We start from the raw sequence: 26,704 nt of genomic DNA, 5'->3' as shown, positions 1-26,704 counted from the left end.
TATTTTATGTCAAGCCTACTTCAAGAAAATGACGGCATAGTTTCTTATGAGATCAGTGTAGATGGATCTGTTCTTTCAGGAGAAATTGAAATAATTTCTATCCGAACTACCATGGAGGTGAATAGGATTACTTCTGCTACTATTAAAATTTCAGATGGTGGTAGTTTTGGCCTGGAAAAGGCACCATTTTCAAATAGCTCTTCCAATGATTTTGTTCCAGGCAATGAAATTGAAATCAAGCTTGGTTATAACAGCTCAGATGACACAGTGTTTTCAGGGGTGATCGTTGGTCAAAGAATGGTTGTAAGAAAGTCCACTTCCTACTTGTTGATCACTTGTAAGGATAAATCTTTTAAACTTACCAAATCAAGGGGGAATAATGTCATGGTTGATTCCACAGATGATTCATTATTTGAACAATTGATATCAGATGTGGGGTTGGAAATTGAATCAGATTCAGCCAGCCAGTTCAATTCACCTCTTTTTCAATACAATGTTTCTGATTGGGATTATTTAGTAATACGAGCTGAGGCCAACAACCTTTTTGTTTTTACAGATCAAAATAAGGTTAACGTCAAAAAATATGATTTGTCAAGTTCTCCAGCTTATAAAATTCAGTCGGATTTAATTGCAATAGATGTCGATTTGGATTTGAATGGAGAGCAAACTTATTCAGATTTCAATTTTACCTCATGGGATCATTCGAAGCAGCAATCTGTAGTAGAGAGTGGGAGCATGAATGATTCAGGTAGTCTTGGTAACTTAAAGTCCAATAGCCTTGCAGGAAATTTATCTGTACCCACCTTACAAAAATATACTTCTGCTCCTTTATCATCTGATGAATTAAAGGCCTTTTCTGATAGTTGGACAACCAAGTCATCTTTAAGTAAAATTCAAGGGAGAATTATTATTCCAGGGACAGCCAAGTTAAAAGCAGGCGATCTGGTTGAATTGGCAAATTTCGGAGATCGATTTGATGGCAATGCCTTTATTTCCAAAATAGAGCAGGAATGCGAAGATGGTAATTGGCTGACAGTTGTATATGTAGGGCTATCTTCTCGTTGGCATTCATCACTTCCTGATATTGAGGAGGAAGATGGAATAGGATTGCTTCCAGGCGGAAAAGGAACCTATTTGGCTAAAGTCAAACAGATTAATGATGATCCCAATACAGAATATAGAGTTCTGGTTGATTTGGGGGTTTTTCAAAATTCTTCCAGTTCAAATGAGCTTTGGGCAAGATTTGCAACCAACTATGCGACCAGTGATGCGGGATTTTTCTTTTTCCCTGAAGTAGATGATGAGGTATTGATCACATTCTTAAATGGTGATCCAAGATTTCCCGTCATCATCGGCAGTCTATATTCTTCCCTGTTAAAGCCCAAAGTGGAGCCAGATGCGGATAATTCAACCAAAGCCATCCACTCCAAGTCAGGTATAGCATTTACATTCAATGAAACAGACAAAATCCTGACGATTGAAACTCCTGGAGGAAACAGTGTGGTACTGGACGACAAAGATCAGCAGATCGTGCTAACAGATAGTAATTCAAACAAGGTAACCATGGATGGTAGTGGTATTGCACTTTCCAGTCCTTTTGATATTTCAATCAAAGCAGATGGCAAAGTGGATATTTCTGGTACATCAGGTATCAATCTTTCTTCTTCAGCAGGGGATGTAACCGGTGATGGTATGAATGTAACTCTCGAGGCTCAAGTGGGAATGAAAGCAGCTGGTAATGCCACTGCCGAATTATCAGCCTCAGGACAAACGACAGTAAAAGGAGCAATGGTCATGATAAACTAATAAAAATATGTCTTTAGCAGCCCGATTAACCGATATGCACACCTGTCCAATGCAGACTCCAGGAGTGCCACCAATTCCTCATGTAGGAGGGCCAATTATTGGACCTGGAGTACCTACAGTACTGATAGGAAAACTTCCGGCAGCTGTGATGGGGGATTCCTGTGTTTGTGTTGGTCCACCTGACTCCATCGTCAAAGGATCAGCAACTGTGATGATAGGAGGAAAACCTGCAGCTAGAATGGGGGATACCACCGCACATGGAGGATCAATAGTTTTGGGTTGTCCCACTGTAATGATAGGGGGATAAGATGGTAGATCCTACAAATACATTTTTAGGTAAAGGCTGGGCTTTTCCGCCATCTTTTGACCTGGATTCAAAACTAGTTGAAATGATAGCTGCTGAGCCTGATATCCGGCAAAGTATCCGGATCATTTTGGGAACTCAACCGACTGAGCGAATGATGGACCCCAAGTTTGGTTGTGATCTGATCAGCTATGTATTTGAGACCAATGATCCTACTTACCTGACTATGCTGAGAGATACGATAAAAGACGCGTTGCTTTTTTACGAGCCTAGGATCAAGGTACATGAGATCAAGTTTGGGAAAGAAAACTTACCTGATGGAATTTTGATGATCCACATTGACTATACAGTGATTATTACAAATTCAAGAAGTAACATGGTATACCCTTATTATTTCAAGGAAGGGACGAATATCTAAATTGAAAAGTATCCAATGAAAAACGGTATCAACCAGACAGAACGAAAACTCGACGCACTGGATCCCCAATTTGTGGTTCCGGATGAGAGATCTATGCTTGATTTGGTTCAGTTTACAATGGATTATGCCGAGTCGGTAGTTTATTATAACCTTCAAAATAAACCTGCGGGAAACTGGAAACCATTTTTACTCTATGATCCAGTATTTATAGTTGGTCTGATTGCCAGAACTGATTTAGATGCTTACAAAATGAGGCATGATGATTTGGTGATCAAGTTAAAAGGTGATAGCTCTAAAGGATCTTCGGTTCGAAAAGAAATTTCTATGAACCTTCTTTCTATGATTCGACAGCTATTCTATTGGGAAAGTCTCGTTAGAGATTGTAATTATGATGGCGCCCTTTCAAAAGAGATTATCAACAGTAAATATTTTCTTCTCCCATACATCAGCGAAGTGATTCCATTTCAGGAATCTTTTGGGTTCAAGGATTTTTTAGGGGCCAAACCCAATGCTTCCGAAGCAAAATCGGAGATTGATTTAAATGGAATCTTTAAGGATGCCTACAAGAATATTATGTTTATTGTGGATTTATCGGTTCGTCATTTTGAGCAATTGATGAATCAGGATTCCAAAGACCATAATCCTCATATTGGGCTGATTTTAGCTGTTTTACGTCTTTTCTCTGAAATCCAAAATGATCTGAATAGATTGACAAGGAGACATTTGAATTTTTATTATCAAAAAATTCTTGAACAATCTCCTCCGTCCACACATCCAATGGAGATTTTAGTTGGCCTTTTGCCCAAGCCAGCTTTAAATGAATTGCCCGTAAATTCTACTTTCAATCTAAATTTCCAGGATGGTAAAGCCATTCCTTTTAAGAATCAGTTTCTTACTGAATTATCACAGGGAAAGATTTCAGAAGTAAGATCCCTTTACAAAAGTAAGTTTTCCCCATTTTCAGGTGATATTACCGCTGCTCGAGTGCTTTTGAGTGAAATCTTTGATTCGACTTTGTTTCAAAATAAAGGAACAAATGAGGTTTCCTTTCTGGGTGAATCCCATTGGGACTTTCCAATGGTGATGGGAGAGGATCAAAGTCAAAAAGGTATCAACCAAAGGTCTATGCAATCAAGTTTGATTGGAATAATGGTGGCAAGCCCCACATTTTTGGTGGAGAATGGAGTGACCAATTTTGAGATAGCCTTTAATCTAAGTGCTACTTCTTGTATTGAATTCAGAGAAATTATGGCAGATCTTCTTCATGAAAAAGAGGCCGTATTAGGAATTCAACATGATCATTCTGAAATCGAGTTGAATAATTTTATTCAGAATTTTTTACATGAGTCATTTTCCATTTCAATCACAGGAAGCTCAGGTTGGTATACTCTGGATTATCATCATATTGAATTTTCACAAACTGAAAATAAACTTTTAGTGAAAATCCAGCCGGAAGGACCCGCAGAGATTCCTGTTCCTTACGACGGTGCGATCCATGGACAAATTCCGGATTTGAATTGGCCTTGCCTCCAGATTCAGTTGAATAATTCAGCTCATTATCCTCCCTATGCAGCCCTTCAACCTTTGGAAGTTTTGGAGGTAGAGATTTCTACCCATTCACGTGGAGTTCGATCAGGATTTGATTGTAGTAATCAGGTAGGGAAGATAGATACAGCTAATCCATTTCAACCCTTTGGTCCGATTCCACAGAAGGATTCTTTTTTGAGAATTAATAATCCACTGATATTCAATAAATACCTGTCAGAGCTTTCTTTAAAGGTTCATTGGTTAGGCTTGCCTGAAGGAAGAAATGGTTTTAAAAGTCACTATGCAGGGTATCCAGATAAAATTGATAATGATAGCTTTATAGCAGAGGTGTCTCTTCGACCAAATCACCATTATAGCTCTGATTCAAAGGACTTTAAGCCTCAAGTAGTCGATTTATTTCATTCTATAGAAAAAGTAGACGGTACCTATCTCTCCAAATCTCAATTCATAGAAATGGATTTGGATTTAGTGGATATGAATGATCTTGGAAGTCCTTCGGATATAAGCCTAAAAGATGGTACCAAAGGGGATCTGACCATTCGTTTGGTTGAACCGAACCCATTTGCTTTTGGGCATGAATCCTATCCACAGTTGTTCTCTGAAATTTCATTATTCAACAGCAAACATCCTCGTAGAGCCAAGGAATTACCTAAAACTCCATATACTCCTCTGATTGAAAATATCGAATTCAAATACAGTAATTACACGAAAGAGAATTTGTCTAGGCGAGGAAGTTTTTCTAGTGAAAGTATCAAATTATTCCATTTACAGCCATTTGGTTTTACTCAAGTTTATCCTGCTTCAGGAAAAGAGAAGTCATTTTTTGTTCCTCAGGAAGAAGGGAGAGGAAGTTTGTTGATAGGTTTAACAGATGTGGAAGAAGGACAAAATATCAATATAGGATTTAAGTTACATCCAGCATATTTCATTCATACTGTTACACAGGCACCTCAAGTTACCTGGGAATATCTAGAGAATAATTCGTGGGTTTCAATGAAAAATTTGGTTATGGAAGACTCCACGAAGGGAATGCTTCAATCTGGTTTGGTAAAAATCAAATTGCCTGGTCATTTGGATATGAATAGTTCCAGAATGCCAAAAGGAAAATTTTGGATCAGAGTTTCCAATTATGGAAGCAGAGACATCAACAGTAGACTGATAAGAGTTTTTACCAATGCAGTTTGGCTAACTCAAGAGATGCAAAGCCAACAAACCATCCTATCTGCCGATGAATTGAAAAGTACCTCTACTGTTGATTTTAAGGGTGTATTAAACCTGAATGGTGTTCTCGGCCCCTATGATATTAAATTTTCAAAAGTTAATAAAGATTTGGATCGTGACTCCATTCGTGTCAGTGAGTTATTGAGGCATAGAAACAGAGGAATCACAACTTGGGATTTGGAACGATTGGTATTAGAACATTTTCCCCAAATAGGACGGGTCCTGGTGTATGGCAGGAGTGATTTCCCGCTACATCTGGTGAAAAACTGTAATGTGCAGGTGGTAGTGATTCCCTATGCACCTAACTCAACACAATTTAGGTTAGAAGGCTTTTTGGCCCCATTTGAATTATTGAAAGAAATCAAGTCTTACCTCAAGCAATTTCTTTCTCCATTTTCTAAGCTAGAAGTAGCCAATCCTGTTTTTGAAAAATTGAAAATCAGAGCTTCAGTCAAGTTCATAGAGTCTCAGAAATCAGGCTATTACCGAAAAATGCTGGAAAGAGATCTAATAGAATTTCTTTCTCCAAACCCTGGAGATTTTCAAAAAGGAGAGGGTTTTATCAATTCGATTTATAAAATAGAAATACAAAACTTCATAGAGTCAAGAACCTATGTGGAGTATGTGACAGGACTTTCAGTACTCCAATTGGTAGAGGTATTGGGAAGTTTCAAAATAATAGATACAGCAAGTGACAAATACCAAATTGAGCGACTTAGAACGATTAGCCCTTATGCGATTCTTACTTCCTCGGAATCACATCAGCTAGAGATCATCTATGAAAATGAAATTCATGAGCCAGATAAAGCAAGTATTGGAGATTTATCAATTGACTCAGATTTTATCATCAATCAAATCAATTAGAGAAATTTGATTCATCAAGTTTATGGAAACTAAAACTGGAAATACGGTAGTCATTAACGATCGGGAGCAACTCAAAAAGTACTTCAGAAGTGGGATGCTTCCTACAGAAGTACATTTTGCCATTTTGATTGATTCTATGTTCAATAAGGTCGATGATGGAATCAATAAAAATGATACCGATGGCTTAATGATTTTTCCAGCAGGCGAGGAGGAAGTTCTTTTAAGTTTTTATGATTCCTTGAAGGAAAAAAATGCCAGTTGGGTATTGGTCAATGGCCAAGGGGAAGCAAAAGGAATCATTTTAAAAGAAAAGGGTAAAAATGACCCAACTATATTTTTTCAGGAAGGGGGTAATGTTGGGATCGGGACAGAGAACCCACAGCATAAACTCCAAGTGGAGGGGATGGTAGCTTCTCATGGAAGAGTGGGTGTTTATAAAAAAGGGCAAATTCCTGCAGATGGAAAATGGCATGATGTCTTGGGTGGGTTGACGGGATGTCAGGGGTTTGAGATTGTAGCCCATGCCGGACGTAAACAAAAAGGTAAATATGCCTTGCTGCATGCAACAGCGCTGAGCACCTTCGGAAACTCCAAACCAAAGATTAGCAAAACATCAGCACATTACGGCTTTTGGTGGAATAAAATTAACTGCAGATGGGTAGGCGAAACTTTCAATTACCGATTGCAATTGAGAACTGGTAGCAATTATGGAGGGGACTCTGTAATCACATATCGGATTGGAAAGCTTTGGGACGATGATTTTTTAAACGAAGAATAGCTTCATGGAAACATCTGGATCAATTTTTAAAAATAAAGCACTTCAAGCCTCTCAGGATTATAATTACCTGAAGCAAAATGGGTTGAAATTTGTTCAAGGCTATAGTGGAAACGAATGGACTGATTATAACTCTCACGATCCTGGAGTGACCATTTTGGAGCAATTTTGCTATGGAATCACAGACCTGGGTTACAAGATTGACTTTCCAATAGAAGACCTTTTGGTCGAAGATTCTGATGGAAGAATCAATTGGAAAAAGAACTCATTTTTCTCGCCAGCTTTGGTTTTTAGTTCCCATCCTTTCACGATTTTGGATTATCGGAAATTGCTGATTGATACTTTTCCAGAGATCCAAAATTGTTGGCTTTACTTAGTCAATGATGATGGGAAGGAGGAAAAAATAAATGGAATCTATAAAGTGGAAGTTCTACCTTCTTTGGCCTTCCAAAAAGAACTGGTGGATTCTGAAGACGCTTCTGAAAAGTTTATTCATAGACTTGAAAACTTCCTTGCCTTAAATCGAAATCTGGGAGAATCATTTGATCAGGTAATTTTATTAAAACCTTCACCAATTTATCTGCGAGTAAATGTAGAAGCGGCATCAGAAATTGACCCAGATCAGCTGATGGCAGAAATCTTATTTGGTTTGGATGTTCATTTTTACCACCCGGTGGCTTTTTCAAATTTTGAAGAACTCCAACAAGAAGGGAAAAGACCAGAGGAAATCTTTGCTGGTCCACGACTGTCAAGAGGCTTTATCAGAGACTCTGAGCTGAAAGATAGAAGTGATGTCGTCTATGCAGAAAAGCTCTTGCAACTTATATCGAGAATTCAGGGAGTGAATAAATGCTGGGGACTTAAGATCGACAAAGAGGGAATTGCTAAAAAAATACAGTTGCCTCTGCACACCTTTGCTTCCATAAATACTGAGTCAGAGGATTTTGATTCGGTATATGAAACTATCAGAATATATTCTAATGGAAATCTGCTAAGGTTTAATAAAATGAGGGTTTCTGATATTCTTTTGGATCTTTGGTCCAAGAAATTCAGAGTATATAAAGTTGATGTTTTCAGAGAAACCTATTGGAAAGAGTTTTTAAAAGGGAAATTTAGGAAAACAGGTGAGTATAAGTCAGTCCAACATTTATTTCCAAGAATATATGGCTTAGGGAAAGAAGGCATTTCTAAGCATGAATCTCCCGAAAGGCATGCTAAAGTCCGGCAATTAAAAGGATACCTTATGCTTATGGAAAAGCATTTGGCCAATTTTCTTGCTCAATTGTCCCATCTTCCTGATTTTTTTGATTCTGATGTTCAGCAGACTCAGAGTACTTACTTTTCTCAAGACTATGAGACCAAGGTTGGTCCAGATGAGTTGGAAATCAAAAGCAAATTAATTCCTGGTTTCGATAAAAATGGAATTAATCCTCAAACAGGCGAAAGTAGAATTTCTTGGCTCAAGCGGAAAAACAGAGTATTGGATCATTTGCTGGCCAGATTTGGTGAAGAGATACAAGAAAGCCCATTTCAACTTTCTCAGAAACTGAATCTTTTAGGGAATGAAGAAGAAATGCTTGCAGCTATTCTTTTACAGAAATCAAGATTTCTCCAGGCAATTTCTGAGTTGACATACGGAAAACAAAAAGCCGTTTTTGATTCCAGTTTAGGGGAATATTCCTCCTCTACCTTAGAACAAATTCTTCATTTGATACTTGGAATAAAACAAAAAGAAGAATCTCTAATTCCATCATTTTTGAAAAAGAGAAAATCTGATTTCACAAGTGACACTTCTTCAAGCTATGTGAGTGCAAAAAGGTCTTTTCAGGATTTAATGAAGGATTTCCGCCTTCTGTCAAAGAGTGAAAAGATGTTTCCTCAATTGGCTGATATTGAAGATTTTGAATATGCTTTGGGCAAAATTGGATTGAAAGATCTTTTTTCAAAAACAGTCGATCCGGATTCTTATTGGATCTCCAAGAAAAAATCAAGGTTTGGAAATATGGAAGTCATCTTCCAGAAATCCGATTTTCAATGGGTTGGTATTTGGGAGGGAAAGGATGAAAAGCAGGCCTATGAAGCAATCGCTCATCATATTCAAAATTTCAGGATTCTGAACGCCTATTCTGAAGGAATGATTTTGATTGATCATATCCTTTTAAAACCAATGTTGGAAGGTTCACAATTTGGATTTGTCCTTTTGGATGAATGGGGAAACCCAACTTTCAAATCTCCTTGGATAAACTCTGAAGAAGCAAGGAGAGAACAATTAGATAAATTTTACCAAGCCGCATTGTCAAAGGAATCCTATCAAATGAGATCCGGTAATCTCTCTTTGATGGGAGCAGATGATGAATTATTAGGAATTTATCAGAGCGAAGAAACAAAAGATCTCGAATCCATTTATCATTCCACTTCGAGTTTGTCACAATTGATGATGGGAGATGGAGAGATTTCAGGAATTCTCGCTCTTCAAGAAGTGGAAAAATTAAGATTGAAGGGAACTCTTTATGATAAAGATAAGGGAACCTATAGACAACGGACTGTCATATTTACCAGGAGATTAGAAGATGGTAGAGAAGTTCGTGAGGATTTCTTTGATTTGAAAGCTAGCTTGATCCTTCCCGATTGGCCAGCAAGATTTCAGGATAGCAATTTTAGGTTCTTTTTAGCAAACGAGATTAGAGAGCGTGTTCCATCTCATATGGAAGTTTCTATCTCCTGGCTCAACTTTTTCGATTTTCAAACATTCGAGAATCTTCATAAGCATTGGAAAGACCAAAAATCTAAAGCAAAAAGAAAAAAGAAATACGTGAATTCGGCTTACAGCCTATATGAGTTTTTGCATAAACTGAAAGGAGGTAAGAATGGATAGCAAGCCAGCTAATGTTGTGGAGGAAGCTTTGTTCTCATTTGCCTATTCAAATCGAACCCAAGCTAGCCGATGTAATTCAAAAATTCACCAACGCTTTATTTATTCCTTAGAAGATGAATTAGAGGAGGCTTTTAATGAGGTTGATAGCTCCGGATTACAACTGGAGCTGGGAAAAGTGGAGATAGATTTAGGACGAATCACCGAACGGGAACTAACTGAAGATCTTGGAGAATTAATCAAACCACTTTTGATCTTAGCGTTGAAAGAGGCAATAGATGAACAGATTGGGATGTCCGGTGCGCCACTCAGAAATACTACCCAGTCCCAAGGAGAGGAATTTATTCTTTTGGCCTTAAGGTCTTTTTTTAGAAATGGATATTTCCCGAGTTGGTTGGATTCCAAATTTGACCTGTTTTCACTTTTAGATCACGCTTTTATTTTCCAACCGGAACTACTTAGAAGTTTGATTTGGGAAGTTTCCAGAAAGAGTGAGAATGCTCGAAAAAGGATCTCTTTTCTGAAGAAAGGATATTTTGAGAAAATCATTGAGGTGCTCATTCCAGAGGAAGCAGAATGGCTCATCGGGTTTAGAAATACGTATTTGAATGTCCATCAAAAGGAAAAATCATTTCATGGATCAAGCGAAAACCTGGAACAGGCTGTCAATTTATTTATTCTCAATTTTATTGTCAGAAACTCAGACACCAAATTTAATCGCCTCAATTTTTCCAATCAGTTCTTAAGGACAGTTGCTGACCATTACAATCTTGATTTTCATGAATTTTTACTTCAGCTCAATCGCGTTATAAAAATCCATAAAGAAGAAAGTCAGCTTTACAGGAATTTTGATGAGGCTGTTACTTGGGTCATAGAAAAGAATCTAAATTCAGATGAGTTTATTGACTCTACAGGTCAGCAACTTTCTTGGGGAGATTTAATTACCTGGTTAAATAAAAAGCAAAACCCATCAATTTCAACTGATTTTCCGGAACTAGCGGAGGAGAAAAGAATTCAAACACTTCAGTTACTTTCAAAAAGTCCCCAATATCTCAGTGGCCTGACAAAATTAGGGCTTGATAATCTCTTACTACTATTATCCAAAGGAGAAACCTCAAAATGGTTGGGATTGATTAATGAATATTCTTCTTGGTACGCAAGAGTTTCGGGTAAACCTAAAATGAAGGAGGAGCATTTTTTAAAAGAACTAATACAGCATTCAAGTAAAGAGGAAGTTGCTTATTTTACGACTAATCCTTCCTTGGATAAGCTGTTTGATTTAATGATTAGTTTTACCTCTTTCAAGATCAACTCTTCAAGAGTCAACCTAGAGGAGTTAGTTGAGTTAGGTATAAGATTTTCAGTTCCACAGCCTTCTCTTCGATTCTTAAAAAAGATGGGTTTCAACCAAGTGAAGAATTCAACTAGCTCTAATCATTGGGCTAAAAATGAATACTTTGAATCCAAAAGGGACTTTTACTCTGAAAGTGAATCTATTGGCTCTTATTCTTTTCAGATTAAACAAAGATTGATTTTCGAATACCTGGCCGCAGGATCAGTGGGGGAGGTCTACTATTTTTTGACTAAGAATGATTTTAGTGAAATCCTAGAGGCTATGATCCAGTCTCAAAATGTTGGATTATTTGATTTTTTCAAGGCTTCTAATGGAAAGGTGTTGACTGGATCAAATTCTAGAATTTGGAAGCTTTTGAATCCTACTCAAACCCGAAACTTCCTAGCGTATGTTGCTCACTTTTCTGGAAATAAATTTAAATCTCTTCTTGAGATACATGAAAATCTATTAGAATCTGGCAAAATCAAGGAAGGAAATCGTCAAAGGCTCGACCAGAAATTTATTCAGGTTCTAATCCTGCAGGGTTTGTTTTCTCCAAATTCTCTAGTTCAAGACGATTCTAGCAATTCGATAGATTGGTCTGAATATTTATTGGAGCTTGGGAAATCATCAAATTTTTCTGACGTATTAGAAATCCAAAAATCAAGATGGTCAAGAGTAATTGAATTAGCGAATCAAATTCCAGATTTAAAGCTTCTCAAACCAGAGTTTCAAAAAAGTTTATTGGATCTATTTAAGCAATCTTGGAGTAGAAATGTCGGTTTTGGTTTTCTTGATTTCAAGTCAATTAATTCTTCCTTTTTCGCAAATAAAGGACGGAACTCAAAAGAAATCCTTGGGCAAAACCTTTCTCTGCTTTCATCTGAAAAAGCGTTAAAAAACTTGATTGCTAGTTTGGAAGGTTTTTCAAAATCTAAAGAGGAGGATTTGGTACAATGGATTAAATCAAAATCAGACGAGGTCTTATTACGTGATTTGAATACTATTCAAAAACTAGCCAGCTCAGGGTATAATCTGGGAATGGATAATAATGGATTGAAGGAAAGTTTTGAACGAATAGTGAGTTATTCCCAATTTGATGCTCTATCTATAGTGGAATTCCTCAAAAAAAATAAGGGGCAAAGCTTCTACATTTTACTTGAATTTCATAAGAATCTATCAGAACGGTCTTGGAAGGTATTCACTCAAAAATTAGGTTCTGATTTCAGGAGAGAGATCGAAACTGTTGAAATCTATTGGGATGTCCAATCTTACTTCAATGAGGAAATGAGGGAGGTTGATAGTAGTTCACAAAGCTTCCAAAACCTTTCTTCACTTTCAATAAATAACCTTCTCAATCTCATTAGGAAAGGCTATAAAAAGCCAGATATAAAGGGTCTAATTCAGGAGGAAAAGGAATTTTATCAAGGGCTCGACTATTTATCAAACTTACCTTCTGCTTACTTTTTTGATCCTATTTCATTGAGGATTTGGAATAAAGTAATTGAGGATTCAACTCTACAGTTTCATTCCAAGATTCTAGCCGGTCAACTTTTCAATCAGGAAGATTTCGGTAAAATTCTTTTGAATGTTTTGAGAAAAAATAGATCCAATCTGGGCCTATCCTCAATTGATTGGGAGAAAATAGTGCCTCTAACTGGATTGACTAAGGTTCAAAAAGATGCGCTGAGCCAGTTTTACGAGGATCTTATTGAAGAATCAAAACAGAAGCAGGACAAGTCAATTGATAGTTTGGTGGCAGTTTTGGGATTTTTTGAAAAGGAGGGGTTCCTTCCATGGTGGTCCAATTGGAGGACTGTAGAAGCACTTTTTGCTTCCACTGTTCACATGATTGCCTATGGAAATAAAGAGCGGTCATTTTTGCTTTTAGAATTTTTGGATAAAGGAGATTTGGACACATGGATCAATCATATACCTACAGTTCAATTTGAGAAACTAATCGATAAACTATCGATTGCTTCAAACTCCAATCAAGCTAAATCTGTGGTCAAAAAATCCAAGGAAATATTGAGACTGAATGCCTTAGAGAAATTGGATACGTTGCAGAAAGTAGATTCAAAGTTCAGAGAAAAGAACAAATTGAACTTGAGCAATTCTGAGTTGGAACGAGAGGTAAAAAGGGCGATTAGCTATTCTAAGGAAAATGAAATAATCCATAGCTGGTTTGAGAATGACCCCAAAATCCAAGATCAGATCAAAGGTCTACTGACATGGAGCAAGGAGTCTTATTTTGGCGACCTTAATCCTGGCAAATGGAAATTGTATGTCCTTGAGTTTGCATACGAGTATTATTTCCACCAAAAGATTGGATTCAATTCTGATTTTTTAAAGCATTTGATCCAATTTCTTTTGAGCCAAAAGTCCTCAGTCAAGTGGAAGTTCATTTTTGGAGTTGCGATGAAAAAGAGGAGCTTCCTAAAGCTACTTGACCAAAAGCAACTGCAAATTCTTCAAAATATGTTTCCTGAAAACTCTGATCTAATGCAAGAAGAACCCGAAGAAGGAGACCAAATCTTGGTTACAAACGCAGGATTGATTTTGTGTTGGCCTTTTCTCAAAGTATTGTTTTCCAGATTGAATGTGAGTGGTGGGAATACTATTCCTGAGGAAAATCAATCGAAAGCTGTTTCACTGCTTCAATATCTGGTTTTTGGATATTCTGACTTTCCAGAATATGAATTAGTCCTCAATAAGATGATGGTTGGGATGAAGCCAAGCAGTCATTTGGAGGAAGTGGAACTAAATCAAGAGGAAAAAGACATGTGTGAAAGTCTTTTGAAAGGTATGATTTCTAATTGGGAGAAATTGAAGAATAGTACCACGGATGGATTGAGAGAGACTTTTTTACAAAGGAATGGACGGCTTGAGATTGGTTCCGAAAGCAATAATTTAATGGTAGAATCCAAAGGGGTAGATGTATTAATGACATCAATTCCTTGGAGTTATTCGGTAGTTAAGCTGCCTTGGATGGAAAAATCATTGGAGGTGAAATGGAATTAATATGAAAAAGACTTTTATTATTTCTGTGATTTTTAAACCTAAGAGACTCCAGCTTATTTTTTGGTTCTTTTTGGTGCTGGGAGGTTTGAGGTTGATTTCAAACCCTGCTTTTTCTCAACAAACTAAAATTCCTCCTTCTGAATTGATTTTAAAGGATACCATCAATTATGGAGATAGTGTCCGAACGGGGATTTTAAACAAGATTATTCAACCTTTCAGATTTAAGGAGAATAGACTCCATCGAGAGCGAGAGAGAATGGTTGAATTGATTCGTTGGTTGACTGACCAAGGAGATCTCAGTATCGATTCCACAACTGTCAATGCAATCGTGGATGACCTACTCAATCTGACAAAAGAACTTGCCGCAACGCAGGACTCAACTGTTTTACTTCAGAATGAAATCAATCAAATGATTTTGGATCTGAATACTAAAGCCCCCAAACAATTGGTGGATTCAGTTCAGGTGCAATTGGGAAATGTGCTCCAAAAATTATTGGATGAAACCAATGCTCAAACTGCCAGTACTAAAAATGATATTCAGTCCAAACTGGCCGCGTTAAGACAGATTCAATATTCCTGCTCATTTGATTCCATCCCCATTCTACAGGCAACAGTAGGCGATACTTTATTGATCAGTTATAAAAAATGTTTGAATGCTTACACCAAGATTTTTGGATATCACCAGCCATCAATGAATTCAAAAATTGGTTTTTACAATTTTAACTACTTGACAGACATCATACTGAATGGTTATGAATTGGGAAGTAATGGTTTGGAATTGAATCCTAATTCTTTGAAAAGTCTATTAACCGGAGGGATTTTAGAGAATAATCAACCATTTCAGAAAGACATATCTTTATCTGTATTTAGTAGCTCATCCTCTGTTATTTCGAGTTTTCTTAGTCAGAGCAAAGCCCAGACTCAGCTTTTTTCAAGACTAAAAGGTTTGATTTCAACCTATAAGCTCAATGGTATTAATATATATTTTGAAGGGCTTCAGCCCAAAGATGTTTCTAGGTTCTCGGCTTTTATCACGGGGTTGAGAAAAGAGTTATCTACCATTGATTCTGATTTGATCTTGACGGTCAGTATTCCGCCAATTGCCAATTCCAAGGATTTATCCTTGGCAAGCTCTATTGATTTTTTGGCGATCAATTCATCGGTTGATTATTACTTGGTACAAACTCAAAAATTAAATATCACCAATACCCGTATTCCATTTTCATTAAGTCCATTATATCCGGATAAATCTAATTCTAGGGGATCTATTCAGAATACGTTTTCATTTTATTCCAATGGGAAAATACCTGTTAGTAAGTTAGTGATGACCTTGAGTTATCAGGGGATTACCTGGCCCATGCCTGATTTTGTACCTGGAAGCAGAGCGACAGACTTTGGTTCATTTATCAACTATGATGAGATTCAAAGTACTATAGTTTCCACCATAGGACAGCCTGAAGGGGCCATGCAGGGTTATGATGCAGAGCAAGCTTCATATTATTTGAATTATGGTACTTTGGGTAACCTAAAACAAGTCTGGTATGAGGATTCTCAAAGTCTAGTTGATAAATATGATTGGGCTTTAACCAATGGAATTGGAGGGGTGGCTATCAGGGGGATGGGGTATGATGCAGGGTATTCTGATTTGTGGGATGCCTTGGGAGCAAGTTTGATTGGGATTGATTCGGTAGTGGTAGCTTCAAAATCCATTGATACTTTAGGTACCAAGCTCACCTTATCTGATTATCTGTGGACCTATAAGCAAGATATCCAATGGGCAGGTCTAAATGATATTTACATAGGAGATCCTTATAAAAGTCCAGAAGCTGAATATTGTTTTTTTGAAAGCTATCCAGATACAGATAGTATAGCTCAACTGGCTAGGAGTGAGAATATTACCAGTTTTTGGGAAAACAGAAATGCTTTTGTCAAGTATGATTCCACACAGTACTATTCGGTAGCCTCAAATAAGGATTGTATTTGTATGATAGGTCGTTGGGACACCTATTCAAGAATTAATGGAATTATCACACTAGTATTGATTGGTTTGATGTTGATCGTCCTTATAGGTTTGCTTATAGGGATCAAAAACAATGGAGATGATTGGGAGTGGAGAGCACTATTTTCAGGGGTGTTAATTGGTATCGGTCTTTTGGCAGCTATAAGCTTATTTTTCTACCTCTTTTTTGATACTCAGGTAGGGTTTATAGGTGCTGGGAGCAATGAAGTAACAATTTGGGTTTTGATTTTGATTTTTGGAATTGGAATCCTTGCGGGATTATTAATCAATGGAATAAGGGTGGCCAGGAAGTATACCTCTCGCGATTTACCCTGATTCATGATCATTTTAAACAAAATATATCATGGGAAATTTTTCAAAATTGAGTAAGTCTGGTTCGACCAAGTCTGCTGAAGTCAATTCACATAAACCTCATATTCAGCTGAAAGACAATCGGCCTGAGACTAAAGTCCAAAATAAATTTTCTGAATTGGTAAACTCTTCTGTTTCAGATGATTCTATTCAGCGAGTTCAAAATGAAGAGGAAGAGCTTCAAATGAAAGAAATGGAAGAAGAAGAATTGCAAATGAAGGAGATGGATGAAGAGGAGCTCCAGATGAAATCCAAAGATTCGAATCCTGAAGCTCAAAATCCACTTCAAATTCCTGTTCAGCGAGTTGAAAATAATACCGGCTTGCCTGATCAACTTAAATCTGGAGTTGAAAACCTCTCAGGATATAGCCTGGATGATGTAAATGTTCATTATAATTCTGCCAAACCGGCTCAATTGAATGCCCATGCTTATGCCCAGGGGACAGATATTCATATAGGTCCGGGGCAGGAGCAACACCTTCCCCATGAAGCCTGGCATGTGGTGCAACAGAAACAAGGTCGAGTAAGACCTACCAAGCAATTGAAAGGAAAGGTAAATATCAATGATGATTCAGGATTAGAAAAGGAAGCTGATGTGATGGGGGCAAAAGCTTTGCAGATGAAATCTGATCACTCAGGTGAACTAATTACGAGTCAGACCGGCTCAGTAGTCCAAAGAAATGAGGATACCGAGATGACAGATAATAGAATGGATGACCTTGTTACTAGGACACTTCAAATCTTAAATGTACTGAAAACAGAAGGAAAAAATTGGGAACAAATTTATGGAGAGCAAGGAGGAGATCTAGCTCAGAAAGGGTTGAAAAAGGGAAAGGATAAGCTGATTGGTAAAAGTGAAAGTAACGGTCCTTCTATCCAGGAAAAATTAGTGAAAGAAGGATTGAAAAGGTGGTGGAAAAATTTGGATCTGAATGAGAAGGCAGAAATTCTAAAAGAGAGTGGAAGTTTTTCCAGCAAAATTATGGGGGGAATTTCAAGTCTTTTAGGAGGCAACTCATCTGAACAGGAGAGTGATAGAGAACAACAAGAGGAAAATAATGAGGACAAATTCTTGCTTGATTTGAAAACAAGGGATCTGAAAGAATTTTATGGAATTTACAAAAAGTACAGTGCGGTAAAAAATATGGTTAACGAACTTGATAGAAACTCAGATGATTTAGCCAAGGAGTTAGGAAATGATCTTGGTTCAAAAGTAGGAGAGATCAGATCTGAGATGGAGTTTAAGTCAAAATTTTCCAATCAAAAAGTCCACTATAAAGTAGCTTTATTGGAGTTGAAGTTTTTCAAGAATTTAATCAAAGACAACAACGAATACCAAAAAAGGTATTCGCGTGAAGTATATGTTCTAGAGAAAACTTTGGAACCAGGTCTCAATAGGCCCAGTACCATGATCCTTAACCCAGATTTATTTTCAAATAAAGAACGAATGGCTGAGTCAATTGAAAATTGTTCCATTCATTATTACAATCTTAGATTGGCCAGCATTGTCCGAAATTCAAGTAGTTCCCTCCTAACAAAAGCAATAAATGAAGTAGTTGGATTTGGTGAAAGGCTGATTGGAGGGGAAAGTACTTCTGAAAAAGTTTCAAGATTGCAAGTGGATTTGGTAGGAGGAATCCAAGAGGTCTGTAATAAATCCTGGTATTGGTTTACAAAAGGGATTTTCACTACGAAACCTAAAGGAGTAGAAAAGGTTGGTGAATTGCTTTCAGGTACCGACAGTGATTCTGAAAAGCTAACAGCAATTAAAAAGCATTTGATCAAACCTGAGAAGGATTTGGTTGTTACTGAAAACAGACTTTCAGAAGTTGATAAAGGTTTAAAATCCGGTGCATCCAGACTTCAAAAAGATGTGACAGTTGATAAGGCCCTATCAAAAACCAGAACGGTTAAAAATACTGAGAGGTATGGGGAGCAGAACTTGGATAATTCTTCGATGTTGGCGGAATTGGGAGCAGAGAAAGTTAAACTTGAAAAGAAGAAGAGTGATTTGAAGAAAGAGATAAAGGGGAGTGGCAGGCATCCTTTGACCCAGGTATTTTATAATGCTTTGAAAAATCTGAAACCCAATGATGTGATTAGTTTAGGAAAGACCATTTCGATTATGAATGAAATAGCTTCCGAATTAGATAATCCGACACATACAAAATAAGGTTATACGATGGGACATCACCATAGTAAATCACCAAAGGAAAATGTGAGGAATCAAAATTTGCCTGGCAAAAACAATCCTGCTTTTCAGTTTTCTGATCATCGTCCAGAGACAACTGTTCAGAGGCAATTTGCTCACTTAGTCAATTCAGGAAAACCTGTGGTTCAAGGAAAATTGCATCAGTTTCAAGCTGATTCAAATTCACCTGAAATAATACAACGTGCGAAATTGGGAACTGGGCAATTGGACTCCGCCAAGAAATATGTGAGTTGGTATTTTTCAGGAGGAAACCCATTATTGCGAAAAGGTGATGCTCTTCGTGAATTGTATAATCAAATTGGGATAGATAACGATTCCGATGAGGATCGTAGAACCAAGCCGAAATTAAAACAAGATGGAGTGATTGATGATCAGGATATAAAAGATTTAGAAAATTCTGTTGAGAAATATCTGGAAGGTGGAAAAGAGGCTATGCCACCTGAAAGGAAATTGCTTCCTAGCCAGACTTGGAAGCATATTTGGCGAGGAGATTTCAACTCAGGAAAAAAGAAGCCAACAGGTTATCATTGGAAGGGGAAAGGTGATGAATCTTGGCTAGAAGGAACAGGAGTAGAAGGTAGAAGCGTTTCTGGCTTTTATGAAGAACAAGTAAAAGTAAGAGATGATAAAGTGGAAGATATTAAAGCAGAAACTAATGCAAAAAAAGACGTTATAAAAGGAAGTGTAAAAGTTGAGAAATCCACTTTTTTCCCTGATACTTGGAGTGAAAGCGATGTGAAAGATGCCATTGAAACTAGGAGTGGTGCTGGTAAAATCACTACCAAAAGTGTTGATGCCATCACATTGGTGAAGAGCGGTGGAACAATTTTCCCTTCAATCGATTAATTCATTTTTTTTATGGACTCAAAATCATTTTTAGGGTAAACTATTAACAATTTATAGCCACCAACTTTATGTCATTTCAAGCCTATCTGGATAATATCCAAGCAAAAACAGGAAAGTCTCCATCGGATTTCAAAGAGATGGCCGAAGCCAAAGGTTTCACCGAAAATGGTAAAATCAAATCTGATGTGAAGGCCACTCAAATTACAAATTGGTTGAAGGAAGAGTTTGAATTAGGACATGGCCATGCCATGGCTATTTATGCCTTATTGAAGGGGAAAGAGTCTTAAGATTTCGACTTTGTGGATGATTAAAATTGAATGGATTAATGCCAACGAAAATCGGTTGTTTCCAATGGGTCTATTTGATTGAACTCTGAAAAATCTTTTTCCTTATTTGTTTCCCACCAGTTGAAGTAGGCGTTTCCAATTTCCTGTTGCACTAGATTAGTTTGTTCAACAAATTCTAAAGTTTCTTTTTCCTTAACTACAGGGTTTTGAGAGGGAAATGTACCCGTCAAATATTCACTCCCAAAAGATCTGGCCCGAATTGATTCGACTGTCCATAAAACATACATTCCAAGTGTACATTCTGATGTGATAGAAGAGGAGATAGGTTTCCTCGGAAAATTGGAAATACTTTGAGTATCATTTCTATAAGCCAAAAGCTTTGGAATATCATTTGCGTTGAATTCCGGAAGTTCCCAATTTTCATATTTTTCAGCCTTCAATAAAGAAACATAGTGATCAACACTCATTTGGGGAGATTCTGAATCGTCTTTACAGCTGAAGAACACAAAAATTGAAAGGAATAAGGCAAGGTTAAGTAGGGATTGCTTCATTTTATTTTTTGGGAAAAGTAAATTCCATTTATATGGAAAATATAATGAGAGTTTAATCCAGTAAAATCTTTTTTGAGGCTGATTTTTAATAAAAAGACGCTTAGGTTTTGATGAATGATACAAGGCTTTCAAAATAAGAATTACAAATTGTTTTGGGTTTTTTTTGAGAGGTTGAGTCGATTAGATTTTACCAATTATTTTGCAAAAGATTATGAATCACGATCCTTTTAGCATGAAAAAAATCTTCACTTCGCTTTTCTTGTTTGCTTTGGTAATTCAGCTTGGATTTGCACAGCGAGAGCTTGTGCAAGCTACTCCCACAAAAATGGGCTTTGATGAAAATTTCATCAATCAGAAAGTGGACTCAATTATGCAAATGGGAATCGATAGCCTGGCATTTCCAGGAGCTCAATTGTTGATCGCGAAAAACGATACAGTCATTTTTCATAAAGCTTATGGCTATCATACTTATGACAAGATTCAGCCTGTTGCATTGAATGATTTGTATGATTTGGCTTCAGTAACCAAGATTTCCGGACCATTACCTGCGCTTATGAAACTGGTGGATGAAGGGAAATTGAATCTGGATAAGCCATTTAGTACCTATTGGGAACCTTGGAGAAAGCGGAAAGACAAAAGGGACCTAACGCTTCGAGAGATTTTGGCCCATCAAGCCGGTTTGATGCCTTACATTGTTTTTTTGAATGAGGTGGTGAAGAAAAATGGAAAGGTCAAAAAGAGGTTTGTTCATGACTCCCCAAATAATCGATTTCAAGGACAAGTCTACGATGGGATCTTTATCAATGATCGCTTTGAGAAGAAAATGAGCCGAATTATCAATCGGTCTGAAGTTTCAGATGATAAAAAATACCTCTATTCGGGACTTACTTTTTTGATTTTCCCAAGCTTGATCGAGCAAATTACCGGAACTGATTACCAGACCTATTTGAAAGAGAACTTCTATGGTCCAATCGGGGCCCATACATTGGGGTATCTACCATTGAATAATAATATTACGAACCCGATCGTCCCAACAGAGGTAGATTCACTTTTCAGAAAAACCTTGGTAAAAGGCTGGGTGCATGATGAAAATGCCTCCTTAAAAGGTGGGGTTTCTGGAAATGCTGGTCTTTTTGCGACAGCAGACGATTTGGCTAAATTAATGCTCTTGTATCAAAACTATGGGAGTGTGGATGGAAAGCAGCTCATTTCTCCAGATGTCGTAAAAGAATTTACCGAAGTACAATATCCAGAGAACGGCAACCGTAGAGGTCTGGGATTTGATAAGCCACTCTTGAATAATTCAGAACTTCCTCTGTCAGAAGCTTATCCTTCGCCTTTGGCTAGTCCGGAAAGTTTTGGACACTCCGGATTCACCGGAACTTTTGTATGGGCCGATCCAGTCAAAAAGATCACTTATATATTCCTGTCTAATCGGGTTTACCCATCCAGATCTCACCAAAAGTTGTATGACTTAAATATTCGAACTGCTTTGATGGATGTTTTCTATAGAGCGGAAAAGCAATAAGGTGTATCAATCCATATTTTTCTTTTCCACGATCCAACCTTCGGATTTGGCCAATCCGGGAGGGTTGCCGGTAAAAAGTTTGCCCGCAACTTCATCTCCTTTCAATTGCCATTGATACCACTTTAGAGCAACTTTTGCAAACTCTCCACCATGGGGTTTTGAATAGGTACCTCCATGACCTACATCGAGATTACCTACAAAGATGGGGATATGATTAATTCGTTTGAAATCATCCATTCCATTTTCGTATGCGATATCAGATTTTCCTCCCAGTAAATAGAGGGTAGGGACTTTGATGTTAATTAATTGATCTTTGGTGACTTGAGGCATGGCAGGCATTCCGGCTCCGGGATTAGCCAAAACTCCACTGTTGAATACTCCAACGGTAGTGATCCTAGGGTCTCCTGCCACTTCAAGTGTCTGCAGTCCTCCACAGGACATCCCGCTCACTGCAATGTGTTGGGTATCAATCTTTTGGAAATAGGGACTGGTAGGATCATTATTTTGACTTATGGCCCAATCGATAGCGTCCAAAAGTTTTTGCGATTTGGACCGAACCTCAGTTTGCTTGGGCATAGTTCCAATAGCAACTACCAAGAAGCCATGAGAAGCTATTTCATTCAGGAAGTTGAGATGTTCCCAGGGGGAGTCGAAACACGCGCCATTGCCCCAGGCGATTACAGGAAGCTTATTGGCTCCACCAAAAGCTTCAATGTTTTGAGGTCTAAAAATGGTATGTGTAGGTAGACTAGTTTCGGATGTCATTAATGCTGGATACTCACCTGTACCTCCGTCTTCAATGATCTCGCTTTCCGTGCTATTCTGAAAAATCAGATGCTCTGAAAAGAATGGTAGGGCTTTAGTTTCTATGCGCTCGGCAATTCGATTGATATGATCACCTTCATAGCTTTCATAGAGGTGTTCGATCTGATAAGAATCCAAAATCTCATGCAGCTTTTTGGTAGCCGCACTGATGCCTGTGTCTTCTGTTCCGGCATCCATCCCAATGGCTTTGAGTCTTTTCAAGTTGGGGATATATTGATCGATTGTAGTGAGAGTCCGATTGGCTATTATCTTATTGATGATGTCTTGTCGAGGTGATCCGTCTTTGGCTGGGAGGTCCAGATAGAAAGGAGGATTTTGAGGATTTGGGGCAAAAGCGGCAGAGGTTGCCAAGGCCGCTATTTCAAAAAATGAGGCCGCTTGGATTTGATCTGGGGTGAATTTTTCCAGTTTGGAAATCAATTCAGGATTTGTAGTAGCTCCACCATCCATACAACATGGACTCAAAGCATAGATTGCAGAATAAACTTCCGGGTATTTCATTCCTAGGCGGAGTGTTCCATAGCCTCCCATGGAGTGTCCGGCAAGTCCTCGACTGGCTTTGTTGGGTAGAGTACGATATTTTGCGTCTATGTAGCTGACCAGTTCTTTAGTGACGAAGGTTTCCCAATCCCCGACTGTTGACGAACTTGCATACATGCTTCCTTTAAATGTATTGTAGGCATTTGGCATGACTACAATCATCTCCTTTGAACCTCCTTCTGAGAGAGACTTTTCTATTACATTTTGTAAGTTGATCCAGTGGTCCTCCCAACCAAACCACTTAGAATCAGAGTCGGTAAACCCATGCAGCATATAGAGAACCGGGAAATGTTTGTCAGGATTTGTTTGATAGGAAGGAGGAAGGTAAACAGTTACATCCCGATCTGCTGGATCACCAATCAAGTTGCCCTCTAGCGCTTTGCTATGAACTTTGATTCGCTCTTTGGTTCCTTGTTGTGCTTGTGCAATAGGAATTACGAGGCAAAGGAATAGCGGAATAAGAAAAGTCTTTTGCATAGGTTATTAGGTTTAGGTCTATGGTAAAAATAAGAGAAATTCTTTTCCTCTCAAGTTGAACTATCGGGAAATTCCGGGTAGTTGAATCCTACTCCAATTCCAGGATTTTTTAGATTGTTTTGATATGTTCACGTTCTGTTCTTTTCGGGCTGTTCTATTAAATTACTATATTATAAAAATGCCTTTCTTCCCTGTTTGGGAACTACCGAGAAATAATCGGTAGTTGAAAAGTAGTTGTATTAAGGTCATATAAATGAGGGGTATATTGAACCCTATTTTTATCAATTGTTCCTGATGGTAAAATCTCAAATTGAGCTTTTTTCATACTCGGTAAATTTCGAAGACCATCCATTTGAAGTATTGCATCTTGTGCAACAGTTGACTGCCTATCCAATTCGCCTTCCTTATAAATATTTCTTATGTGTCTAGAAATAAATTACTTACTCCGAAAGTTAGATTTTCACGTACTGCGGTCAACACTTTATTCCTACCTTATGCGGTGAAAGTACCTTGATAAACTTGTCCCTGCATGATTTCCATAGTGGAATTGAAAATCCCGCCCATTCCCGTCTACCGATTTGACTACGCCTAGTGGGGGGGGGCAATTGATTTTTTTATGACTCTTAAATTTTAGTGTTTGAGAATTATTTTTTTAGGAAAACAGAAATACCTTCTTTAAATATTCACCATATTGGTAGTAAATATTTTTATGAAAAAGATTCTCGTAATTCCTTCTGCTCAATTCAGAAAGCATACAACTTCTGCAGTTTTAGCTATAGCATTATTTATTGTTGTTTATTTTTTGATGGTAATTTCAGCAATCGCAATACTCTGTTTATGTGTTTTAGGAGCAATAGCTCTCGTTTCATTTCATTTTAATTTTGCTCTGCTCATGTTGGCTTTGGGCCTGGTCAGTTTGGGGGTGCTCATTGTTCTTTTCCTTTTCAAGTTTCTATTCAAAAGTTATAAAGTGGATCGTTCACATTTAGTTGAGCTTGATCTAAATTCACAACCCATATTAAAAGAGATATTGGAAGATATTATCGGACAAGTAGGTACGCAATTTCCGAGGCGTGTTTATTTATCTAATGAAGTAAATGCTTCTGTTTTTTACGATTCCAACCTTCTGAGTATGATTTTTCCAACCCGAAAAAATCTTACAATCGGAATGGGGTTGGTGAATACATTAAGTGTAGAAGAGTTTAAAGCTGTATTAGCACATGAATTCGGGCATTTTTCCCAGAGTTCAATGAAGGTTGGGAGCTATGTTTATTATGTAAATGAATTAATCTATAACCTTTTATATGAAAATGATTCTTATGAAAGTTTAGCTTCAAAATGGGCCGGTATCAGTGGTTACTTTTCGCTGTTTGTTGGGTTGGCATTTAAAGTTGCTCAAGGTGCGCAATGGGTGTTGAAAGGAATGTATTCTTTGGTCAATAAAAACTTTATGGCCCTTTCGAGGGAAATGGAATTTCATGCAGATGAAATAGCCGCTTATGTAACTGGAGGAGAACCATTGGCGAACTCATTTCACAAATTTAGTCCTGCATCTTTGGCTCTTCAGGATGTTTTTAATTATTACGATAATGAAATTCCTTTCAACCGGATACCTCAGAATATCTATAATAACCATCGCTTTGTCATGGAATTTTTGTTTTCTCAAAAGAGTTTGGAATATATTCCAGTAAGTTCTGAATTGATGATCAAAGATCAATGGGCGTCCCATCCAACAGATGAAGATAGAATTGAGCGTTTAATGTCACTTCATATTCCGACTGTGGAAGGGAGTGCTATTTCGGCAAGGACCTGTTTTGTAGATATAGTTAATTTGGAAGTGGAATTAACTTCTCATTTACTTAGTTCCTGCAAATTTACTGGAGAGGCGGAGTTTATATCTCAAGATGAATTTGAAGAAAAATTCACACAAAATTATTTTAAATACTCTTACCCTCAAATATTTAATGGCTACTATGATTATCGAAATCCAACTGCCAGGCTTAAGTCTTTTGATCTTCAAAAAATGAAAGTTCTTCCAATTGAAAATCTTTTCAGTGGTGAGGCTGTGAATTGGGTGAATCAGAAAATAATGGCTCAATCTGATCTTGAGATATTAAATCATATTGAAACAGGGAGATACCAGATAAAAACATTCGATTTTAGAGGTAAGCGGTTCAAAAAAAGTCAAGTGAGATCCGTTATTGACCAGCTTGAGGATAAAATATCTAAGCTCACAAAAATTGTTGAAGATCACGATCAAGAGATATTTCAGTATTTTTTGAAGAAAGAATTAGAACTTCAAAATCCTACTTTGCTTGAAGGATATTACAAGGATCTAGAAGAGGTGAGTAAGGAACAAGAGGAGAACTCAAAGCTGATCAAAGAATTAAATGTAAGGCTAGAGTTTACATCCTATAATACTCCTTTCATAAAAATCCAGTCCAATTTTAGAGAAATCAAAAAGGATGAAGGAATACTTAAAGAAAAGATTAGAAAGCTGTTGTTAGATAAGAGGTTTGAAGATGTTTATACAATCGAACTCAAAGAGATTTTTGAACAATATGTCTCAAAAGAATGGACATATTTTGAAAATGAAAGCTATCTCCAAAATAATTTAAATCTCTTACTCAATTCTTTAGATGGATTCTCCAGTTTACAGGATATTTATGGATTCCAGATAAAAAAAGGAATGCTTCTTTATATGGAATCACTGGAAACTGGAAAAAAAAATCATAGACAAGAACTTGAAATAGAGTAATGCAAAAAGCACAGAGGAAAGTTTTACTTCCCGATACAGAATGTGTAACTATTTGAAAAACAATTATATAATATAAAATCGGTACAAATCCGGTACAAGAAATTCTAGAAGCAGTGGTTTTTTAGGATTATTCTAATTTTGGTTAGA

At 37.4% G+C, this 26,704-nt stretch carries 15 protein-coding genes; 13 read left to right on the top strand and 2 right to left on the bottom strand.

Annotated features, from left to right (window positions below; all coding sequences use genetic code 11):
* Positions 1-6 precede the first annotated feature (6 nt).
* The 11 genes from O0V13_RS05795 to O0V13_RS05745 all read left to right on the top strand — a co-directional run bounded on the left by O0V13_RS05795 (position 7) and on the right by O0V13_RS05745 (position 19,878).
* Complete coding sequence (locus O0V13_RS05795; protein ID WP_268034045.1) at positions 7-1,806, top strand: phage baseplate assembly protein V; 1,800 nt, start codon at positions 7-9, stop codon at positions 1,804-1,806.
* A 7-nt stretch (positions 1,807-1,813) separates the two neighbouring features.
* Positions 1,814-2,113 carry a PAAR domain-containing protein gene (locus O0V13_RS05790; protein ID WP_268034044.1) on the top strand — a complete coding sequence of 100 codons (300 nt, stop codon included), beginning with the start codon at positions 1,814-1,816 and terminating at the stop codon, positions 2,111-2,113.
* 1 nt (position 2,114) lies between these two features.
* Positions 2,115-2,528, top strand: a complete 414-nt coding sequence (locus O0V13_RS05785; protein ID WP_268034043.1) for a GPW/gp25 family protein — start codon at positions 2,115-2,117, stop codon at positions 2,526-2,528.
* Between the two features lie 15 nt (positions 2,529-2,543).
* Positions 2,544-6,161, top strand: a complete 3,618-nt coding sequence (locus O0V13_RS05780) for a hypothetical protein (protein WP_268034042.1) — start codon at positions 2,544-2,546, stop codon at positions 6,159-6,161.
* 22 nt (positions 6,162-6,183) lie between these two features.
* Complete coding sequence (locus O0V13_RS05775) at positions 6,184-6,939, top strand: adhesin (RefSeq protein ID WP_268034041.1); 756 nt, start codon at positions 6,184-6,186, stop codon at positions 6,937-6,939.
* Between the two features lie 4 nt (positions 6,940-6,943).
* On the top strand, positions 6,944-9,811 hold the full coding sequence (locus O0V13_RS05770; RefSeq protein ID WP_268034040.1) for a hypothetical protein: 2,868 nt from the start codon (positions 6,944-6,946) through the stop codon (positions 9,809-9,811).
* Positions 9,804-14,162, top strand: a complete 4,359-nt coding sequence (locus O0V13_RS05765) for a contractile injection system tape measure protein (RefSeq protein ID WP_268034039.1) — start codon at positions 9,804-9,806, stop codon at positions 14,160-14,162. Before O0V13_RS05770 ends, O0V13_RS05765 begins: the two co-directional genes overlap by 8 nt.
* A gap of 1 nt (position 14,163) precedes the next feature.
* Positions 14,164-16,497 carry a glycosyl hydrolase family 18 protein gene (locus O0V13_RS05760; protein WP_268034038.1) on the top strand — a complete coding sequence of 778 codons (2,334 nt, stop codon included), beginning with the start codon at positions 14,164-14,166 and terminating at the stop codon, positions 16,495-16,497.
* Positions 16,498-16,525: 28 nt separating this feature from the next.
* A complete protein-coding gene (locus tag O0V13_RS05755) occupies positions 16,526-18,706 on the top strand; it encodes an eCIS core domain-containing protein (RefSeq protein ID WP_268034037.1) in 2,181 nt (726 codons plus the stop codon).
* 9 nt (positions 18,707-18,715) lie between these two features.
* On the top strand, positions 18,716-19,591 hold the full coding sequence (locus O0V13_RS05750; RefSeq protein ID WP_268034036.1) for an EndoU domain-containing protein: 876 nt from the start codon (positions 18,716-18,718) through the stop codon (positions 19,589-19,591).
* Positions 19,592-19,659: 68 nt separating this feature from the next.
* On the top strand, positions 19,660-19,878 hold the full coding sequence (locus O0V13_RS05745) for a DUF4287 domain-containing protein (RefSeq protein WP_268034035.1): 219 nt from the start codon (positions 19,660-19,662) through the stop codon (positions 19,876-19,878).
* A gap of 35 nt (positions 19,879-19,913) precedes the next feature.
* Here O0V13_RS05745 and O0V13_RS05740 read toward each other — a convergent pair whose 3' ends face one another.
* Complete coding sequence (locus O0V13_RS05740) at positions 19,914-20,429, bottom strand: DUF4943 family protein (protein ID WP_268034034.1); 516 nt, start codon at positions 20,427-20,429, stop codon at positions 19,914-19,916.
* Positions 20,430-20,661: 232 nt separating this feature from the next.
* Here O0V13_RS05740 and O0V13_RS05735 point away from each other — a divergent pair, with 232 nt between their 5' ends.
* The gene (locus O0V13_RS05735) at positions 20,662-21,957 is read left to right on the top strand and encodes a serine hydrolase domain-containing protein (protein ID WP_268034033.1); all 1,296 of its coding nucleotides are present in this window, start codon (positions 20,662-20,664) and stop codon (positions 21,955-21,957) included.
* A 6-nt stretch (positions 21,958-21,963) separates the two neighbouring features.
* Here O0V13_RS05735 and O0V13_RS05730 read toward each other — a convergent pair whose 3' ends face one another.
* Positions 21,964-23,799 carry an alpha/beta hydrolase-fold protein gene (locus O0V13_RS05730; RefSeq protein WP_268034032.1) on the bottom strand — a complete coding sequence of 612 codons (1,836 nt, stop codon included), beginning with the start codon at positions 23,797-23,799 and terminating at the stop codon, positions 21,964-21,966.
* 709 nt (positions 23,800-24,508) lie between these two features.
* On the opposite strand from O0V13_RS05730, the gene O0V13_RS05725 reads away from it, so the two are divergent.
* Complete coding sequence (locus O0V13_RS05725) at positions 24,509-26,557, top strand: M48 family metallopeptidase (protein WP_268034031.1); 2,049 nt, start codon at positions 24,509-24,511, stop codon at positions 26,555-26,557.
* The last annotated feature ends 147 nt before the right edge of the window (positions 26,558-26,704 follow it).

The sequence above is a fragment of the Algoriphagus sp. PAP.12 genome, from assembly GCF_026652115.1.
Taxonomy (GTDB): Bacteria; Bacteroidota; Bacteroidia; order Cytophagales; family Cyclobacteriaceae; genus Algoriphagus.
The sequence above is the reverse complement of the archived record's forward strand: the minus strand, read 5'-3'. Positions and strand labels throughout refer to the sequence as shown.

Coding starts and splice junctions, on each gene's coding strand:
- O0V13_RS05795 (WP_268034045.1), top strand. CDS start 7: ATGTCAAGCCTACTTCAAGAAAATGACGGCATAGTTTCTTATGAGATC.
- O0V13_RS05790 (WP_268034044.1), top strand. CDS start 1,814: ATGTCTTTAGCAGCCCGATTAACCGATATGCACACCTGTCCAATGCAG.
- O0V13_RS05785 (WP_268034043.1), top strand. CDS start 2,115: ATGGTAGATCCTACAAATACATTTTTAGGTAAAGGCTGGGCTTTTCCG.
- O0V13_RS05780 (WP_268034042.1), top strand. CDS start 2,544: ATGAAAAACGGTATCAACCAGACAGAACGAAAACTCGACGCACTGGAT.
- O0V13_RS05775 (WP_268034041.1), top strand. CDS start 6,184: ATGGAAACTAAAACTGGAAATACGGTAGTCATTAACGATCGGGAGCAA.
- O0V13_RS05770 (WP_268034040.1), top strand. CDS start 6,944: ATGGAAACATCTGGATCAATTTTTAAAAATAAAGCACTTCAAGCCTCT.
- O0V13_RS05765 (WP_268034039.1), top strand. CDS start 9,804: ATGGATAGCAAGCCAGCTAATGTTGTGGAGGAAGCTTTGTTCTCATTT.
- O0V13_RS05760 (WP_268034038.1), top strand. CDS start 14,164: ATGAAAAAGACTTTTATTATTTCTGTGATTTTTAAACCTAAGAGACTC.
- O0V13_RS05755 (WP_268034037.1), top strand. CDS start 16,526: ATGGGAAATTTTTCAAAATTGAGTAAGTCTGGTTCGACCAAGTCTGCT.
- O0V13_RS05750 (WP_268034036.1), top strand. CDS start 18,716: ATGGGACATCACCATAGTAAATCACCAAAGGAAAATGTGAGGAATCAA.
- O0V13_RS05745 (WP_268034035.1), top strand. CDS start 19,660: ATGTCATTTCAAGCCTATCTGGATAATATCCAAGCAAAAACAGGAAAG.
- O0V13_RS05740 (WP_268034034.1), bottom strand. CDS start 20,429: ATGAAGCAATCCCTACTTAACCTTGCCTTATTCCTTTCAATTTTTGTG.
- O0V13_RS05735 (WP_268034033.1), top strand. CDS start 20,662: ATGAAAAAAATCTTCACTTCGCTTTTCTTGTTTGCTTTGGTAATTCAG.
- O0V13_RS05730 (WP_268034032.1), bottom strand. CDS start 23,799: ATGCAAAAGACTTTTCTTATTCCGCTATTCCTTTGCCTCGTAATTCCT.
- O0V13_RS05725 (WP_268034031.1), top strand. CDS start 24,509: ATGAAAAAGATTCTCGTAATTCCTTCTGCTCAATTCAGAAAGCATACA.